The 17,605-nt window shown below is 64.9% G+C and carries 16 protein-coding genes; 8 read left to right on the top strand and 8 right to left on the bottom strand.

Going from position 1 to position 17,605, the window contains the following annotated elements; genetic code table 11:
* Positions 1-33 precede the first annotated feature (33 nt).
* Positions 34-285 carry a hypothetical protein gene (locus ACEOAC_RS15910; RefSeq protein WP_006463557.1) on the bottom strand — a complete coding sequence of 84 codons (252 nt, stop codon included), beginning with the start codon at positions 283-285 and terminating at the stop codon, positions 34-36.
* Between the two features lie 77 nt (positions 286-362).
* Positions 363-659, bottom strand: coding sequence for a hypothetical protein (locus ACEOAC_RS15905; RefSeq protein ID WP_413628444.1), 297 nt, complete (start codon positions 657-659; stop codon positions 363-365).
* Between the two features lie 205 nt (positions 660-864).
* On the opposite strand from ACEOAC_RS15905, the gene ACEOAC_RS15900 reads away from it, so the two are divergent.
* Entirely contained in the window at positions 865-1,524 is a 660-nt protein-coding gene (locus ACEOAC_RS15900) for a LysE family transporter (protein ID WP_006463555.1), read from the top strand.
* A 127-nt stretch (positions 1,525-1,651) separates the two neighbouring features.
* Here the strand turns inward: ACEOAC_RS15900 and ACEOAC_RS15895 are convergent, their stop codons facing one another.
* Complete coding sequence (locus ACEOAC_RS15895; protein WP_006463554.1) at positions 1,652-1,951, bottom strand: PsiF family protein; 300 nt, start codon at positions 1,949-1,951, stop codon at positions 1,652-1,654.
* 79 nt (positions 1,952-2,030) lie between these two features.
* A complete protein-coding gene (locus tag ACEOAC_RS15890; protein WP_006463553.1) occupies positions 2,031-2,420 on the bottom strand; it encodes a lysozyme inhibitor LprI family protein in 390 nt (129 codons plus the stop codon).
* 148 nt (positions 2,421-2,568) lie between these two features.
* On the opposite strand from ACEOAC_RS15890, the gene ACEOAC_RS15885 reads away from it, so the two are divergent.
* The 4 genes from ACEOAC_RS15885 (at position 2,569) to rmuC (ending at position 7,492) form a co-directional block, all read left to right on the top strand.
* A complete protein-coding gene (locus ACEOAC_RS15885; protein WP_077238524.1) occupies positions 2,569-2,919 on the top strand; it encodes a hypothetical protein in 351 nt (116 codons plus the stop codon).
* A gap of 100 nt (positions 2,920-3,019) precedes the next feature.
* The gene (locus ACEOAC_RS15880) at positions 3,020-5,518 is read left to right on the top strand and encodes an ABC transporter permease (RefSeq protein WP_413628443.1); all 2,499 of its coding nucleotides are present in this window, start codon (positions 3,020-3,022) and stop codon (positions 5,516-5,518) included.
* A gap of 81 nt (positions 5,519-5,599) precedes the next feature.
* Positions 5,600-6,001: a group II truncated hemoglobin gene (locus ACEOAC_RS15875; protein WP_006463550.1), complete on the top strand. Its 402-nt coding sequence runs from the start codon at positions 5,600-5,602 to the stop codon at positions 5,999-6,001.
* A 9-nt stretch (positions 6,002-6,010) separates the two neighbouring features.
* Positions 6,011-7,492, top strand: a complete 1,482-nt coding sequence (gene rmuC, locus ACEOAC_RS15870; protein ID WP_254427102.1) for a DNA recombination protein RmuC — start codon at positions 6,011-6,013, stop codon at positions 7,490-7,492.
* 359 nt (positions 7,493-7,851) lie between these two features.
* Here rmuC and glp read toward each other — a convergent pair whose 3' ends face one another.
* The 4 genes from glp to ACEOAC_RS15850 all read right to left on the bottom strand — a co-directional run bounded on the left by glp (position 7,852) and on the right by ACEOAC_RS15850 (position 14,566).
* Positions 7,852-9,138: a gephyrin-like molybdotransferase Glp gene (glp, locus tag ACEOAC_RS15865; RefSeq protein WP_413628442.1), complete on the bottom strand. Its 1,287-nt coding sequence runs from the start codon at positions 9,136-9,138 to the stop codon at positions 7,852-7,854.
* Entirely contained in the window at positions 9,135-9,755 is a 621-nt protein-coding gene (mobA, locus tag ACEOAC_RS15860) for a molybdenum cofactor guanylyltransferase MobA (protein ID WP_077238528.1), read from the bottom strand. Before mobA ends, glp begins: the two co-directional genes overlap by 4 nt.
* Before the next feature lie 47 nt (positions 9,756-9,802).
* The gene (moaA, locus tag ACEOAC_RS15855) at positions 9,803-10,918 is read right to left on the bottom strand and encodes a GTP 3',8-cyclase MoaA (protein ID WP_241813759.1); all 1,116 of its coding nucleotides are present in this window, start codon (positions 10,916-10,918) and stop codon (positions 9,803-9,805) included.
* A gap of 396 nt (positions 10,919-11,314) precedes the next feature.
* Positions 11,315-14,566 (bottom strand): Rne/Rng family ribonuclease, encoded by a 3,252-nt coding sequence (locus tag ACEOAC_RS15850; RefSeq protein WP_413628441.1) that lies wholly within the window; start codon positions 14,564-14,566, stop codon positions 11,315-11,317.
* A gap of 798 nt (positions 14,567-15,364) precedes the next feature.
* On the opposite strand from ACEOAC_RS15850, the gene ACEOAC_RS15845 reads away from it, so the two are divergent.
* From ACEOAC_RS15845 to ACEOAC_RS15835, 3 genes are all read left to right on the top strand, one after another.
* On the top strand, positions 15,365-16,432 hold the full coding sequence (locus ACEOAC_RS15845; RefSeq protein ID WP_413444064.1) for an RluA family pseudouridine synthase: 1,068 nt from the start codon (positions 15,365-15,367) through the stop codon (positions 16,430-16,432).
* 128 nt (positions 16,433-16,560) lie between these two features.
* Positions 16,561-17,220: an HAD-IIIA family hydrolase gene (locus tag ACEOAC_RS15840; protein ID WP_006463543.1), complete on the top strand. Its 660-nt coding sequence runs from the start codon at positions 16,561-16,563 to the stop codon at positions 17,218-17,220.
* Positions 17,207-17,605 carry a Rieske (2Fe-2S) protein gene (locus ACEOAC_RS15835; RefSeq protein WP_006463542.1) on the top strand — a complete coding sequence of 133 codons (399 nt, stop codon included), beginning with the start codon at positions 17,207-17,209 and terminating at the stop codon, positions 17,603-17,605. Before ACEOAC_RS15840 ends, ACEOAC_RS15835 begins: the two co-directional genes overlap by 14 nt.

Here is a 17,605-nt window from a genome sequence, read left to right as displayed (position 1 = left end):
GAACCGCGCCCGGTCTTGCTCCTTGCGGACGGCTTATTTCTTGGCGCCGTCGGTGGCCGGCTTGGCTTGCTCGCCGGTGGCTTCCTTCTTGTCAGTCTTGGCTTCGGCCTTCTTCTCCGACTTCTTGTGCTTGACGTGATGCTTGGCCTTGGGCGCAGCCTCGGTCTTGGCGGCTTCGGTCTTGGCCGGGGCGGCGGCCGGTGCTGCTGCGGCGCCGGTCTGGGCGAACACGGGCAGGGTCAGGGCCGACAGCAGGGAGGCAACGATGATGGTCTTGGTGTTCATGATGGTGTCCTTTCAAGGAGACGAAAATCGGTTCGGATGGGGTGTGTCAGTGTTCGGTCGTACGGTGTACTGCAGGATTACTTGGTCTTGGCAGCAGCTGGTGCGGCGGCCGGTGCAGCCTCGGCTGCGGGCTTGGCTTCGCTGCCGGCGGCCTTCTTTTCGGCCTTCTTGTGCTTGGCGTGATGTTCGGACTTGGTCTTGGCCTTGGCCTTGGCCTTGGTCGTCGCCTCGGTCTTGCCTGCTTCCGCCTTGGCCGGTGCGGCCGTGGTCGCGGCTGGCGCGGCAGTGGCAGGTGCGGTGGCGCCGGTCTGGGCAAACACCGGCAGGGCCAGCGCGGTCAGCAGGGAAGCGACGATGACGGATTGGGTTTTCATGGCAATTTCCTTTAGAAAGTGGTTGTTACGCTCGACGCTTGATTTTGCGTAATCGCTTCATCATTTCCTTGCGCCTTGCTTCCTATAACGAGCCGCCGACGTGCAGGACGACGTCAAAGTGTTTCAATTCATCGTGGATTTGTAAGCAATCGTTGCGGCTTTGCTTATAATGAGCATCTTCACTTTTTGCCTCACCGAGCGCCTCATGGACTACCAGACCTGGTTCACTTTCTTCGCCGCTGCATGCGTCATCGCCATCTCGCCCGGTTCGGGCGCGGTCCTGTCCATGAGCCACGGTCTCAATTACGGCGTGCGCCGCACCAGTGCCACCATCCTCGGACTGGAGATCGCGCTGGTGGTGATCCTGGTCATCGCCGGGGCAGGCGTCGGTTCGCTGCTGGTGGCCTCCGAAACCGCCTTCAACGTCATCAAGGTGGCCGGTGCGCTGTATCTGATCTATCTCGGTTTTTCGCAATGGCGCGCGCCGGTGCCGACCGAGCAGCAGGGCGAAGCGCTGGACGCGGCCAATGCCGCCGCCCGCGCCAATCGTGGCCAGCTCTGGTGGCAACGTTGCATGACCGGTTTCCTGACCAATGCCACCAATCCCAAGGGCATCGTCTTCATGGTGGCCGTGCTGCCGCAGTTCATCGACCACCAGCGTCCGCTGTGGCTGCAACTGCTGGTGCTGGCGGTGACCATGGTGGTGGTGGACCTGGTGGTGATGCATGGCTACGCGTTCGCGGCCAGCCGCCTGCAGCGCTTCTTCCGCAGCCAGAAGGCGATCAAGGCGCAGAACCGTTTCTTCGGCGGCGTGCTGATGCTGGTGGGCGCGGGACTGTTCTTCTTCAAGCGCACCCAGCACTGAATCACGGGCGCAGGCCCACGCGCCCAACAAAAAACCCGCAAGTCACAAACTTGCGGGTTTTTTTCATCCGGGCAGGCCGGTGAGGCCGATGGAATGGCCTGCGCCTGCCTTTTCCTTCACTTCAGCTTCATTTGTCCTTTTTCAAACACGACGACATGAAGGCCTTGCGCTCGTCGCCCTTCTTGCCGGCGGCGTCGGCGTTGCACTGCTTCATCTTGTCCTGCTGGGTGGCCGGCTTGGGCTGTTCCTTCTTCAGGCAGGACGACATGAAGGCCTTGCGGTCGTCCCCTTTCTTGCCGGCAGCGGTGGCGTCCGCATTACATTGCTTCATCTTGTTCTGCTGGGCGTTTTCCGCCATGGCGGGACTTGCCACCAGCAGCGGGGCGGCCAGTGCGAAAGAGGTGATGGCGATGAGCAATTTTTTCATTGAATACTCCCTGGGCAGTGTGGATTCGTCTGTCTGAAAATTCAGACGGGAGCATTACAGCATGAAAGTTTGCGACTGCCTAGCGTACGCAGTTCAGGTCACCCTCCTGGCAGCCGGCCAGGGCCTTGAGCTCATCGGCGCGCTGCCGGGTCTTGTCGGCCAAGCAGGTCTGCAGGGCCAGCGGGGCCGCCGAGCCACCGGCGCTGGCGGAGCTCTCGAACCGGCAGGACAGGTCGCGGTATTTCAGCCAGGCCAGTTGCACTTCGCGCAGCTGGTTCTGCTGGGCCTTGTTCAGCTTCTCGCGGTAGGCCAGATAGGTGGCATTGAGGTCGCTGTCGTTCTGGGTCAGGGTCTGCGAGGCGCAGGCATTCATTTCGGCCTGGGTGGCGGCCTTGCTGCAATCGGCGGCGTAGCTGGCGCCGGCGCACAGGAACAGCAGGGCGCCCAGCAGGGGCAGGGGGGCTTTCATCGTCAGGAAACTCCGTCATGGTTAGCGGATGCTCGGGATAGAATTGCATTTTGCCTGTCTTAGAAGACAGTGCGGGGTCACGGTTCTCCCAGGCGTGCAACGAAATTGCAACAAGCCGTATCCGACCCTGCCGACAAAGGAGAAACACATGGGATTGAGCTGGTTGTCTGCCATCAAGTTGATTCCCTGGGGCGATGTGGTCCAGGCCACCCCGGGCATCGTCAAGGGCGCACGTGATCTCTGGTCGCGCACCCGCAAGGCCAAGTCGGCGGTGGAGGCGCAGGAGGCCATGCCGGCGGCCAGCGATGCCGAACTGTTCGCCCAGCGCATCCGGCAGCTGGAGGCCGAACAGCTGGAAGCCAGCCAGTTGATCAACACCCTGGCCGAGCAGAATGCGCAACTGGTCGCCACCATGGACCGCATGCGCTCGCGCCTGCGCATGTTGACCGCCGGCTGCGTGCTGCTGGCCGTGGGGCTGGTGGCGCTCTGGTTGCGTTGAGCCTGCGGGCGGCGTGGAATCGGTATTCCCGCTATGGTGCAGGTATGGCCTGCGCATTTTCTGCTTCCTTTCTTCTTCCTTTTTTATTCCTGGCGACTGAATGTTCCAACAAGCATTGCGCATGACCCTGCGCGACTGGCGTACCGGTGAACTCCGCTTCCTGTTGATCGCCCTGATCGTGGCGGTGGCGGCCCTGTCGTCGGTGGGTTTCTTCGTTGACCGCATGCGGGCCGGCATGGTGCGTGACGCCCACCAGTTGCTGGGGGCCGACCTGCTGGTGGCGGCCGACCAGCCCTTGCCGCCGCAATGGGTGCAACAGGCCGGCCAGCAGGGGCTGTTGCAGGCCCAGACCCAGGTCTTTCCCAGCATGGCGCTGGCGGGCGAGGGCGATGCGGCACGTTCGGTCCTCTCGTCCATCAAGGCCGTCACGCCGGGCTATCCGCTGCGCGGCCAGCTCAGGCTGCGCGCCGCCGATGGCAGCGACCGGCCGGCCGAAGGCATTCCACAGCCGGGGACGGTGTGGGTGGACCCGCAGATCCTGTCGCAACTGGACGTGAAGCTGGGCGATACCATCAAGCTGGGCGACTTGCCGCTGAAGATCGCCGCCATCATATCGGTGGAACCGGACCGCGGCAGTGCCTTCGTCAACTTCGCCCCCCGCGTGATGCTGGGCCAAGCCGATCTGGCCGCCACCCATCTGGTGCAGCTCGGCTCACGGGTGACCTACCGGCTGCTGATCGCCGGCCCGGCCGGGGAGGTCCAGCGCTACCAGAAGCAGATCGAGCGCCAGATCGACGCCGACAAGCTGCGCGGCGTGCGCCTGGAGTCATTGGAAAACGGTCGTCCCGAGATGCGCGCCACGCTGGACCGGGCCGAACAGTTCCTCTCGCTGGTGGGCCTGCTCTCGGCCATGCTGGCGGCGCTGGCGGTGGCCATGGCGGCGCGCCGCTTCATGCTGCGCCATCTGGATGCCTGCGCCATGCTGCGTTGTTTCGGCATGACCCAGGCGCAGGTGACGCGGCTGTACCTGACCGAATTCATCGTCATCGGTCTGGCCGCCAGCGTGATTGGCATGCTGGTCGGCTTTGCCGCGCATTTTGCGCTGCTGCAGTGGCTGGGCAGCTTCATGCCGACCGCCTTGCCGGCGCCGGGCTGGGCGCCGGCGGTGCAGGGCGTGGCCACCGGCCTGCTGTTGCTGGTCGGCTTTGCGCTGCCGCCCATCCTGCAGCTGCGCAATGTGCCGCATAACCGGGTGATCCGGCGCGACCAGGGCGCACCGCAGGCGATGACGGTGCTCACCTATGTGTTGGGGACGCTGGTCTTTTCGGGCTTGCTGTTGTGGCAGGCCGGTGACCTCAAGCTGGGCTTGCTGACCATTGCCGGCTTCCTCGGTGGCTTCGGCCTGTTCGCGCTGGTGGCCTGGCTGTGCCTGCGGGCGCTACGATCCATGCGCGGCCTGGTGGATCGCCAGAGCTGGCGCTTTGCCATCGACGGCCTGCAGCGTCGACCGGCAGCCGCCGTGATGCAGGTGGTGGCGCTCGGGCTGGGCCTGATGGCGCTGCTGCTGCTGACCGTCATCCGTGGCGACCTGGTAGGTGCCTGGCGCCAGGCCACCCCGGCGGATGCGCCCAATCGTTTCATCATCAACATCCAGCCCGACCAGCGCCAGGCGGTGCAGCAGGTGCTGCAGCAAGGCGGGGTGAAGGACGCCGCCCTGTATCCGATGATCCGCGGCCGCCTGGTGCAGATCAACGGACGCCCGGTCAACCCGGCGGATTACCAGGAAGATCGCGCCAAGCGCCTGGTCGATCGTGAATTCAACCTCTCCACCATGGCCGAGATCCCGCCCGGCAACGGCATCGTCGCCGGCCGCTGGTACGACGATCGCCAGCCGGAGGCCTCGGTGGAGCGCGGCCTGGCGCAGACCCTGGGCATCCAGTTGGGTGATCGCCTGCAATTCGACATCGCCGGCCAGTTGGTGGAGGCGCCGGTGACCAGCCTGCGCAAGCTGGAGTGGGGTTCCTTGCGGGTCAATTTCTTCGTGATCCTGAACCCGACCCTGATGCGCGATACCCCGCAGAGCTGGATCACGGCGGTGCATCTGGATCCGCAGCAGGAAGCCCTGGGCAATCGCCTGACGCGCGACTTCCCCAATCTCACCGTGGTCGATATCGGCAGCGTGCTGCGCCAGATCCAGGAGGTGGTGGGGCAGGTGATTTCGGCGGTGGAGTTCCTGTTCCTCTTCACGCTCTGCTCGGGCGTGCTGGTGCTGTATGCGGCCCTGGCCGGTTCGCAGGACGAGCGGGTGCGCGAGGCCGGCCTGTTGCGCGCCCTGGGCGCCACGCGCCAGGAGCTGTCGCGGGCGCAGCGCATCGAAGTGCTGCTGGTGGGTTCGCTGGCGGGATTGCTGGCGGCCAGCGGTGCGGCCGGCATCGGCTGGGCGCTGGCGCATTATGTCTTCAATTTCGACTGGAGCTTCAGCCCGCTGGTGTGGGTGGCCGGCATGGGCTTGGGCGCTGCCTGCTCGGCGTTGGGCGGCTGGGCTGGACTGCGTCACGTGCTGCGTCGTCCGCCCCTGCAGACCTTGCGCGAAGCCTGAGCCGAGGCAGGTCAAACGCCCTGCAGATCGCAGCCGGCCGGCCCGACGATGGCAGGGCGGCTGCGGTATCATGGCGGTCTTATGCAAATCGAAGATCCCAACCAACCCACCACGTTCGAACTCATCGGCGGCGCTGAAAAACTGCGCGAGATGGTCGACCGTTTCTACGACCTGATGGACCTGGAGCCGGAGTTCGCCGGCATTCGCGCGCTGCATCCGCCTTCGCTGGAGGGCTCGCGCGAGAAGACCTACATGTTCCTCTCCGGCTGGACCGGCGGTCCCAGCCTGTACATGGAAAAGTTCGGCCATCCGCGCCTGCGCGCACGTCACCTGCCTTTCCCCATCGGCATCTCCGAGCGCGACCAGTGGCTGCGCTGCATGACCTGGGCCATGCAGGACGTGGGCCTGCCCGACGAGCTGATGAAACGCCTGCTGACGGCGCTCTATCAGACCGCCGACTGGATGCGCAACAAGCCCGAGTAATTGCATTCCATGAACACATTCGAAATGATCCTGGCCGGCCTGGTGGTGGTGGGCATCGTCTTGCAGGTACTGGTGCTGCTGCGTGGCGGCTCGCGCGACGATCCGGGTGCTGCCATCGAGGACATGCTGTTGCAGCTGCAGCAGGAGCTGCAACGCCACCAGCAGGACACCGGCGAGCGCATCGAGCGCGAATTGCGCAGCCAGGTCCAGGCCAGCGCCCAGAGCACGCGCCAGGAACTGGGCAGCAACTTTGCCCAGTTGCAGCAGACCTTGGCCACGCAGATGTCCAGCGTGGCCGGCCTGCAGAACCAGCAGATCGACGGCTTCGCACGGCAACTGGTGAAACTGAACGAAACCAACGCCCAGCAACTGGACAGCATGCGCCAGTCCATGACGCTGCAGGCACAGGTCAACCGCGAAGAGCAGGCGGTTTCGCTCAAGCGCTTCGGCGATACCCTGAACCAGCAACTGTCGGCACTGACCGAATCCAATGCCCAACGCATGGGCGAAGTGCGGGCCACGCTGGAAGCCCGCATCAAGGATCTGCAGAACGACAACGCGCTCAAGCTGGAAGAGATGCGCAAGACCGTGGACGAGAAGCTGCACGCTACGCTGGAGCAGCGCCTGGGTGAATCCTTCAAGCTGGTCTCGGACCGCCTGGACAAGGTGCATCAGGGCCTGGGCGAGATGCAGCAGCTGGCCACCGGTGTGGGCGATCTCAAGCGCGTGCTGACCAACGTCAAGACCCGTGGCACCTGGGGTGAAGTGCAGCTGGAAATCCTGCTGGAACAGATGCTCACGCCCGAGCAGTACGCCAAGAACGTCGAGACCGTGCGCGGCACCGGCGAGCGCGTGGAATTCGCCATCCGCCTGCCGGGAGCGAAGGAAGAGGGCGAGCCGGTGTGGATGCCCATCGACGCCAAATTCCCCAAGGAACAGTACGAACGCCTGGTCGATGCGGCCGAGCGTGCCGACGCCGATGGCGTGGCCAGCGCCGGCAAGGAGCTGGAGCGCGCCGTGCGCAACGAGGCCAAGACCATCGCCGAGAAATACCTCTCGCCCCCGCTGACGACCGATTTCGCGATCCTGTTCCTGCCCACCGAAGGCCTGTATGCCGAGGTGATGCGCCGACCGGGCCTGTCCGACGATCTGCAGCGTACCTGCCGGGTGACCATCGCCGGGCCGTCGACGCTGTCGGCACTGTTGAACAGCCTGCAGATGGGCTTCCGCACGCTGGCGCTGGAGAAGCGGTCCTCCGAAGTGTGGCAGGTGCTGGGCGCGGTCAAGACCGAGTTCGGCAAGTTCGGCGAAGTGCTGGCCTCGACCAAGGCGGCGCTGGAACGCGCTGCCCGCAATATCGATCAGGCCGAGACCCGTACGCGCCAGATGAACCGCAAGCTCAAGTCGGTGGAGGCGCTGCCGGCGGAAAGTGCGCAGAAGCTGCTGGGGACGGCAGAGCTGGACCTGGGCGATACGGACGAGGCGGTCTGAGCGGCTGATGCTTCGGCCAGAAAACGAAAAAAGCGCTGCCAAGGCCGTAATGCCGTTCAGTTAAGAAAAAATCGCCGCGCCAGATGACCTTGGCGCGGCGATTTTGCTTGGTTCTCTTCAAGCCATCTGAAACCGTTCGGACTGAGTAGGCCCTTTAGGGCCGTATCGAAGCCTGTCCTGAGCCTGTCGAAGGGGCGCTGCTCAGCTTGTGGCGCGCCTTCGATACGCGGCTACGCCGCTACTCAGGACGAACGGTCAGCGGTGGTGCAAACAAAGTCTGAGCGAGCTTTCGAGCTGGTAACAAGCTTAACTGAACGGCATTACGGCCTTGGCCGCGCTTTTTTCATGCCGGGGCGGTTTCAGACCAGCCCGTCGAACAGCACCACCGAGACCTCTTCGCCGGCAGCCACGTCGCCGCGCTCATGCTCCAGTTCGAGGATGCAGTTGGCGTCCGACATCGAGCGCAGGATGCCCGAGCCCTGCATGCCGGTCAGGCGCACGCTCCAGCGGCCATCGGCGTCGGGTGCCAGGATGCCGCGCTGGTATTCGGTGCGACCGGCTTTCTTGCGGATGGGCGTGGCGGTCGTCACCCGCAGGCGTGGCAAGGGCCGGGACTCGGCACCGGCCAGCCGCAGCAGGGCGTCGCGCACGAAGAAGGAAAAACTGACGGTCACCGCCACCGGGTTGCCGGGCAGGCCGAACAGGTAGGCATCGCGCCCACGCGAGCTGATGCGGCCAAAGGCCAGCGGCCGGCCGGGACGCATGGCGATCTTCCAGAACGTCATTTCACCCAGGCTGGCCATGATCTGCCTGGTGTAGTCGGCGGCACCCACCGACACGCCACCGGAGGTGATGACGGCGTCGGCCTCTTCACAGGCACTGCGAAAGGCTGCCTCCAGCGCCACCGGATCGTCCGGCACCACACCCATGTCCAGCACCTCGCAACCCAGGCGGGTCAGCATGCCGTGCAGGGTGTAGCGGTTGGAGTCATAGACGCAGCCTGCGTCCAGCGGCTCGCCCACCGAGCGCAGTTCGTCGCCGGTGGAGAAGAAGGCCACGCGCAGGCGGCGCTGCACCGGAACCTCGGCGATGCCCAGCGAGGCCAGCAGGCCGATGTCGGAGGGCCGCAGGATACGCCCGCTCGGCAGCGCCACGCTGCCTTGCATCAGGTCTTCGCCGCGCAGGCGGCGGTTGTCACCGGGCCGTACGCGCCCGGCCGGCAGGGTCACGCCCTGGTCGTCGGCGTCGGTGGTCAGTTCCTGCGGGATGACGGTGTCGCATCCGGCCGGCATGGGAGCGCCGGTCATGATGCGCACGCACTGGCCGCGTTGCACGCTGCCTTCGAAGCGCTGGCCGGCATGGACCGCGCCGACGATCTGCAGGCGCTGCGCCTGGCCGTCGGCGATGTCTTCGCCGCGCAGGGCGTAGCCATCCATAGCCGAGTTGTCGTGGGCCGGCACATCGATGCGGGAGATGATGTCCTGTGCCAGCACCCGCGAGAGCGCGCTGCGGATGGCCAGCTTTTCCACCGTCTCGATGGGGGTGATGAAGTCCTGGATCACGGCCTGGGCACGGGCCACGGTCATGGCGTGGGGGTCATAGCCGCTGATGCAGCTGACGATGTCGTTCAGGGAAGGATGGGTCATTGTTCTTCTTCGAGCCGTTGCAACTCCGGCGCGGTGTTGATGTTGCTGAAGGCGTGTTCTTCGGGGAATTCCACTTCCACGCAATGGAGGGTGGCGAACCAGCGGTCCATCTTGCGTTCACCCGTGGCCAGGAAGGCGTCCAGGGCGTCGCGGGTGCTCCTGGAGAGCAGGGCGCAGACCGGATGGCGCTGCCGGCCCTGCGCGCCGGTGGTGACGGCGATGGCGGCTTCGGCACCGGCCTCGGCAATGGCATCGGCCAGGTGCGCCATCAGGTCATAGGGGATCAGCGGTGCATCGCAGGGGGCGCAGGCCAGCCAGGGGGTGGTGCAGTGGGCCAGACCACTCTGCAGGCCCGCCAGCGGGCCGGGGAAGCCGGCTTGCAGATCGCTCCAGACCGGATAGCCGAAGCTGGCGTAATGCAGTTGCGAGCGGTTGGCATTGACGGCCAGGGTGCCGACCTGCGGCGCCAGCCGCTCCAGCACGTGCTGGACCAGTGGCTTGCCATGCAGCGGTTGCAGGCCCTTGTCCACCCCGCCCATGCGCGTGCCGCGCCCGCCGGCCAGTACCAGGCCGGTGATGTGGCTGGCGCTCAGGGTGTTGGCGGTGGAGGAGGCCATGGCGGGTGAGGACTGGGGGCAGGGCGGCGGGAGGCGGAACTGAATAGCTAGCCGCCGATATAGGACATCTCGACCTTGCGTGCCGGGGCGGCTTGCATGGCGCTGCGCAATTCGGAATAGCGGTCGCCCCGTTGGCCCCACAATGCGGCGATGGCGCCGGCCATCTCGGCGTCGCTGGCTCCATTGCGCAGGAGGCTGCGCAGATCGTGGCCTTCGCTGGCGAACAGGCAGGTGTAGACCTTGCCCTCGGTAGAGAGCCGGGCGCGCGAGCAATCCTGGCAGAAGGCCTGGGTCACGCTGGAGATGACACCGATCTCGCCGCTGCCATCGACATAGCGCCAGCGCTCGGCGGTCTCGCCGGTGTAGTTGGGGTCGGCCACCTGGAGCGGCATCTCGGCCGAGATGCGCCGCACCACTTCGCTGGAGGGCAGTACCTCGTCCATGCGCCAGCCGTTCGAACTGCCCACGTCCATGTATTCGATGAAGCGCAGGATGGCCGGCGTCCCCTTGAAGTGGCGCGCCATCGGCAGGATCTGGTCGTCGTTGACGCCTTTCTTGACCACCATGTTGATCTTGACCGGACCCAGGCCGGCGGCGTGGGCGGCATCAATGCCTTCCAGCACGCGTGCCACCGGGAAGTCGACATCGTTCATGCGGCGGAAGCTCTCGTCATCCAGCGAATCCAGCGAGACCGTCACGCGCCGCAGGCCGGCAGCCTTGAGCGCCTGCGCCTTCTGCTTGAGCAGGGTGCCATTGGTGGTCAGGGTGAGATCCACCGGCTCGCCATCGGGCGTGCGCAAGGCGGCCAGCATGGCGATCAGGGTCTCGATGTTCTTGCGCAGCAGCGGTTCGCCGCCGGTAAGGCGGATCTTGCGCACGCCATGCGCCACGAACTGGGCGGCCACGCGGGTCAGCTCTTCGAAGGTCAGCAGGTCGGAGTGCGGCAGGAACTGGTATTGCTTGTCAAAGACATCCTTGGGCATGCAGTAGACGCAGCGAAAATTGCAGCGGTCGGTGACCGAGATGCGCAGGTCGTGCAGGGGGCGGCCCAGGGAATCGGTCAGCCAGCCGGTCGGCACCACCGCCACGGGCGCAATCACGCCTGCCGTACTGGCCGACGGCGCTTGCCGGTGATCGAGGATGGGAATGACGCGCTTGTTCATACGGGCTGGCAAAAATGGGTGTGTAAAGATAGCACGGCTAGCGCTGCGACGTTGCGGTCGGTTCATGCATATTCAGTATGCCGCAAGTGCAGGTATTGAGCGCAATGCCGCGCCGGATCTGGACTTGGGATATCCGCAGCTGGACCGCAGCGCTGCGCGGCCGGCACTGTATCGCTGCCAGGGCGGGCCAACTGTCACCAGATAGGGGACAAGCGGCGGATGACAAGAGGCGCGAGAGCGATAGTTGCCGGGCTGCGGCGACAGACTGGCCAGGAAAATTGGCGAAAACAGCAGGCCGGCGTACAGGCAGGCGAGCAGGCAAGAGCGCGGACAAGAAAAAAGGGAGCCGAAGCTCCCTTTTTCCTGGTGATCACCGGTGCGCTTGCACCCTGGCGATCAGCGACGCGTTTCCACCTGGACCAGCGGTTCGCTGGACTGCGGCGGCAGCGGCTTGCGCTCGCGCGGTACACGCGGTGCCGGCACGAAGGCGGCGGCCGCTTCCTGCGCTGCACGCAGCTTGACCGGATCGGTCGTGGCCAGCGTCAGGCCGGCTTGCGACAGCATCTGCTGCAGCGACTCCGGCTGGGCGCCATTGCCGGCATGTGCTGCAGGTGCGGCAGGTGCCGCAGTTGCTGCAGTTGCTGCAGGTGCAGCCACTTCCACAGGAGCCGGGGCCGGATTGGCTTCGACCGCATCCAGCAGGCTGATCTGCTGCGGCAGGCTGGCTGCCGGCGCGGCTTGCTGCACGACCTCGACCTGGACCGGTGCTTCCGATGCCGCCGGGGCGGCGACAGGGGCTTGCACTGGCGCCGGGGCAGGTTCAAAGCTCGGTGCCGGGGCGAAGCTGGCGTCGATGGACGGCGCCGGCGGTTCGATGGCCTGCTGTTGCGAGAACACGGCTTCGGTCGCTTCGGCAGCGGCGGCAGCCACGGCTTCCACCGAGTTCACGCCGCTTTCCACGGCGACGGCTTCGGTATGGAGGGCAGCAGGCGCGGACACGTCGGCTGCTTCAGCAGCTTGCGCCGGAACCGGCGAGGCTGCGAAGGAAGCCTGGGCCACGGCGGCCTGGGCGACTTCCACCGGTGCTGCGGGGGCTGCAGGGGCTGCTGCGGTCACGGCTTCGCCGTTTTCGCTGCGTTCACCGGCTTCGCCAGCTTCAGCCGCATCGGCATCGGCGTTTTCGATCAGGTTGCCGTTCTCGTCACGTTCGCGACGATGACGGTTGCGACCGCCACGACGACGGCGACGGCGCGGTTCGGTGCCGCCTTCGGCGTTTTCCGAGGCTTCGACGCCTTCGCCACCTTCGCCACGTTCAACTTGCGCCAGATCCAGTTGCGCAGCCTGCTCGTCATTGGACAGGGCTACGGCACCAGCGGCCACGGCCACGCCGGCGGTTGCAGCGCCGGCTGCCAGAGCGGCTTCCAGCGGCAGACCTTCCTCGCTGCGGGCTTCCTTGCGGTCGCCACGGGGGGCGCGAGGTTCACGCGGTTGACGCGGTTCGCGGGGTTCACGACCTTCGCGACCTTCACGCGGTTCGCGTGGCTCACGGGGCTCGTTGCGACGGGCTTCCTTGGGTTCCTGGCCTTCGCGGACCTGGACTTCACGGCCCTCGCGACCTTCACGCGGCTCACGGCCTTCGCGTGGTTCACGCGCTTCCTTGGGCTCGCGCGGGCCACGCGGCGGACGCGCCTGCTTGGCATCGGCCAGTTCTCCCGCCTTTACCTCGACGGCAGCGGCGCCACGGGCATTGCGCTGTTCGCCATTGGCGTTGCGTTCGCCACGTTCGGCACGATCACCACGGTCATTGCGTTCATTGCGATTGCGGCCACGACCGTTGCGGTCGCCGCCACGGCCATTGCGGTCGCCTTCACGCTTGGCAGGGGCCTTGGCTTCGACCGGGGCCGGTGCTTCCACCGGGGCCACGGGCTTCTTGCGGAAGAAGGCGAAGATCTTGCCCAGCAGGCCCGATTCCGGTGCCAGGGTCGGCGGCGGTACGGGGGCAGCCACCGGTTCCGGGGCCTTGCGTTCGACGATGGGGGCCGGCTGGTCAGGGGTGATGCCCTTGACCACCGCTTCCTGGCGCGGACGCACTTCTTCCTTCTGGCGCTTGCTGTAGCCGATGTCGGTATCGGCCTGCTCAGCCATGTTGTAGCTGGCTTGGGCGTCGTCCAGGCGCGGATCGTCGTGCTTGATCCGTTCCATCTTGTAGTGCGGCGTTTCCAGGTGCTTGTTGGGGATCATGATGACCGTGACGCGATGACGCGTCTCGATCTTCAGGATTTCACCGCGCTTCTCGTTCAACAGGAAGGCGGCGACGTCCACCGGCGCCTGCACATGGATGGCGGCCGAGTTTTCCTTCATCGCCTCTTCCTGGATGATGCGCAGCACCTGCAGGGCGGAGGATTCGGTATCGCGGATGTGGCCGGTGCCGTTGCAGCGCGGGCAGGTCACGTGGCTGCCTTCGGACAGCGACGGGCGCAGGCGCTGGCGCGACAGTTCCATCAGGCCAAAGCGGGAGATCTTGCCCATCTGGACGCGGGCACGGTCGTGGTGCAGGGCGTCTTTCAGGCGACCTTCGACTTCGCGCTGGTTCTTGGAATTCTCCATGTCGATGAAGTCGATCACGATCAGGCCACCCAGGTCGCGCAGGCGCAACTGGCGGGCCACTTCATCAGCCGCTTCGAGGTTGGTGTTGAAGGCGGTGGTCTCGATGTCGCTGCCACGGGTGGCGCGCGCCGAGTTCACGTCCACCGACACCAGGGCTTCGGTGTGGTCGATCACGATGGCGCCGCCGGACGGCAGCGGGACCGTACGCGAGTAGGCGGTCTCGATCTGGTGTTCGATCTGGAAGCGGGAGAACAGCGGCACGTCGTCGCGGTAGCGCTTGACGCGGTGGACCATGTCCGGCATCACGTGGGCCATGAACTGCTGGGCCTGGTCGTGGATGTCGTCGGTGTCGATCAGGATTTCGCCGATGTCGGGCTGGAAGTAGTCGCGGATGGCGCGGATGACCAGTGACGATTCCTGGTAGATCAGGAAGGCGCCCGAGGCGGACTGGCCGGCGCCTTCGATGGCGCGCCACAGTTGCATCAGGTAGTTCAGGTCCCACTGCAGTTCATCGACGTTGCGGCCGATGCCGGCGGTGCGGGCGATGACGGACATGCCGTTGGGCAGGTCCAGCTTGTCCATGGTTTCGCGCAGTTCCTGGCGGTCTTCGCCTTCGACGCGGCGGGAGACGCCACCACCACGCGGGTTGTTGGGCATCAGGACCAGGTAGCGGCCGGCCAGCGAGATGAAGGAGGTCAGGGCCGCGCCCTTGTTGCCGCGCTCTTCCTTTTCGACCTGGACGATGATTTCCTGGCCTTCGCGCAGCGCTTCCTTGATGCTGGCGTTACGGACGTCGATGCCTTCCTTGAAGTAGGAACGGGCCACTTCCTTGAAGGGCAGGAAGCCGTGGCGTTCCTCGCCGTAGTTGACGAAGCAGGCTTCCAGCGAGGGCTCGATGCGGGTGATCACGCCCTTGTAGATGTTGGACTTGCGCTGCTCGCGTCCGGTGGTTTCGATGTCGATGTCGATCAGCTTCTGACCGTCAACGATCGCTACGCGCAGTTCTTCCTGCTGCGTTGCGTTGAACAACATACGTTTCATGTTTTCACTCCGGGATCCGAAGATCCTTCAAATGGCCCGTCCGTATGTGGTAGCGGGCCAAAAGTACAGGGGATGTACGCGAGAACGAAGTGATTGGGGAGGGAATTGCCTTGATTGTGTGAGTGCGCCTTAGCGGGCGCTCCAGCACAAGGGGGCGCGGATGCAGTGGACCGGGACGCCGGGCAGCACCGTATCCGCGCCGCGCGCTCCGCCATAGGCGGTCGCGCAGGCAACTGCGGACGGTAAGCTGGTCTGTGGAGCCAAACGTAACATAGTGAGGTTGGCGACGGCGATCGGGTTCTACTGCATCAACCGGCAAGCTTCGCGATGGCCCGGCCCGAATTGCGGCATGGCCCGAGCGATGCGCTGCAAGGGGGCGGGCTGATGAGCCTGCCATGCTTGCGCTGCTGGTCGCCGGGGGGCTGTGCACTGCTGTCCTGGGTCGGGTCACCGGATGCGAGTCTTGCCAGACTTTTATCCTGATGATCCAAACAAATCTGTTCCACTTCCAAGTGCGCTGTCCGATTGCAACTGCGGTGCAAACTGGACTCGCAAAGGGAAGGTGCGTACTCGTTTCGAGGCCTTTACGTGGACCAGGCAAGCGACATGATCGGCTGTATTGTCAACCGTTGCAGCGCTTTTATTGCGTCTGCGATGCCGCGCGTCGTGGTTTTCGGGGCCCCCTTCGTCAATTTTGCAAATGAGCGAGGCTGACGAAGACTCCTCTTGTGTAGAATGTTCCTTTTTTATTCTACTAACGCCGTTTTTTGATCGGCGTCAATCGATTATATATTCAAAATGAAGGACTTAGCGAGATTTTCTAGGGGGGCTTCTGAAAGCGCCGATGCGGCGCCGGCCTCCCGGAACGCAACAGCCTCGCAGAGCGTCCCTCAGGTGCAGTTGCTGACCATTTCCGACGAAGAGGCGGGCCAGCGGATTGACAATTTCCTGCTGCGGGTTTGCAAAGGCGTTCCCAAGAGCCATATCTATCGTGTCCTGCGTTCGGGCGAGGTGCGCGTCAACAAGGGCCGTATCGACCAGACCTATCGCCTGGTCGAGGGCGATGTCGTGCGTGTGCCGCCAATACGAGTTGCAGAGAAGCAAGAAACTGTAGTCCCGGGAGCGGAATTCCGCATCCTGCTGGAAGACAGCCACATGCTGGTCATCGACAAGCCGGCCGGTGTGGCCGTGCATGGCGGGTCCGGCGTGAGCTACGGTGTCATCGAGCAGTTGCGGGCGGCACGGCCCCAGGCCAAGTTCCTGGAGCTGGTGCACCGGCTGGACCGTGACACCTCGGGCGTGCTGCTGATCGCCAAGAAGCGTTCGGCGCTGACCAACCTGCATGAACAGATGCGCGAGGGCCAGACCGACAAGCGCTACCTGACCCTGGTCCAGGGCGACTGGAAGAATGCCCGCCAGCACGTGAAGTTGCCGCTGTTCAAGTACAGCACGCCTGACGGTGAGCGCCGGGTGCGGGTGCAGGCCGATGGCCAGCCGTCCCATACGGTGTTCTCGCTCTTGCGTCGCTTCGGTGAATTTGTCCTGCTGGAAGCTGAACTGAAGACCGGTCGCACCCATCAGATCCGGGTGCACCTGTCTTCCAGCGGTTTTCCCATCGTCGGCGACGACAAGTACGGCGACTTCCCCTTGAACAAGGCGCTGCAGAAGGCCGATGGCAAGCGTATCGCTTTCAAGCGCATGTTCCTGCATGCCTGGCGCATCAGCTTCCTGCATCCGGAAACCGGCCAGACCGTCACCCTGAAGGCCGGCCTGCCCGATGAATGCGCAAAATTCCTGCGCAGCCTGGAAGGCGGGGCCGAGGGCGATCTCCTGCCCTACAACATGCTGGCTGGCGCGGAGGACTGAAGGACAGTGCACGTAGTCGGCCGGGATATGATACTTTCTGCCCGGCATTAACAAAATCGCATGTTTCGCTGCTGCCTTGTCGCGCTGGCAAGCCGGCGGCGGACATGCCCGCAGAAAGAGCATCAGACATGGCAAGAAAGCAATTCGACCTGATCGTCTTCGACTGGGATGGCACCCTGATGGACAGCACGTCCACCATCGTGCGCTGCATCCAGGCCGCAGCGCGTGACCTGGGCCTGCCGATTCCCGACAAGAGTGCAGCTTCCTACGTGATCGGCCTGGGCCTGCAGGACGCGATGCAGGCCGCCATTCCCGATGTCGACCCCAAGTACTATCCGCGCATCGTGGAGCGTTACCGCCACCATTACCTGGGCCAGGACAAGGACCTCACGCTCTTCGAGGGCGTGCCCGAAATGCTGACCGACCTGTCGCAGCAGGGCTATTTCCTGGCAGTGGCCACCGGCAAGAGCCGGGTCGGGCTGAACCGGGCCATGAACACCACCGGCCTGCTGTCCATGTTCGACGCCACCCGCTGCGCCGACGAGACCTTCTCCAAGCCGCATCCGGCCATGTTGCAGGAGCTGACCCGCGAGCTGGGCCAGGACATGCACCGCACCCTGATGATCGGCGACACCACCCACGACCTGCAGATGGCCATCAACGCCGGCGCCGCGGGCGTGGCGGTGGAGTTCGGCGCGCATCCGCCACAGCAGTTGCAGACGCTCTCGCCGCTGTATTCGGCGCGCTCCATCCGCGAGCTGCACCAGTGGCTCAATGAGCAGGCCTGAGGACGGCTACGTGAACGCTTCCGGCGACATCCTCATCTGCGCTTCCGGCGATCTGGCCGAAGGCGGCCTGGGCAAGCGCTTCCCGGTGCAGGTGCATGGCGACGAGACCACCGGTTTCGTGGTGCGCTATGGCGGGGTGGTCTATGGCTACCTGAACCGCTGCGCCCATGTCCCCATCGAACTGGACTGGGCCGAGGGCGAGTTCTTCGAATCCAGCGGTCTGTATCTCATGTGTGCAACACATGGCGCCGTTTACGCGCCCGATACCGGAAAATGCGAGGGCGGTCCTTGTACCGGCGCCCACTTGCGTAAGATCATGGCGGTGGAACGCGACGGCCAGGTCTACTGGCGTCCGGACGACATCGTCAAGCCCGTCGAGGCATGA

This window comes from Herbaspirillum frisingense (genome assembly GCF_047325095.1).
Taxonomy (GTDB): domain Bacteria; phylum Pseudomonadota; class Gammaproteobacteria; order Burkholderiales; family Burkholderiaceae_D; genus Herbaspirillum; species Herbaspirillum frisingense.
The sequence above is the reverse complement of the archived record's forward strand: the minus strand, read 5'-3'. Positions and strand labels throughout refer to the sequence as shown.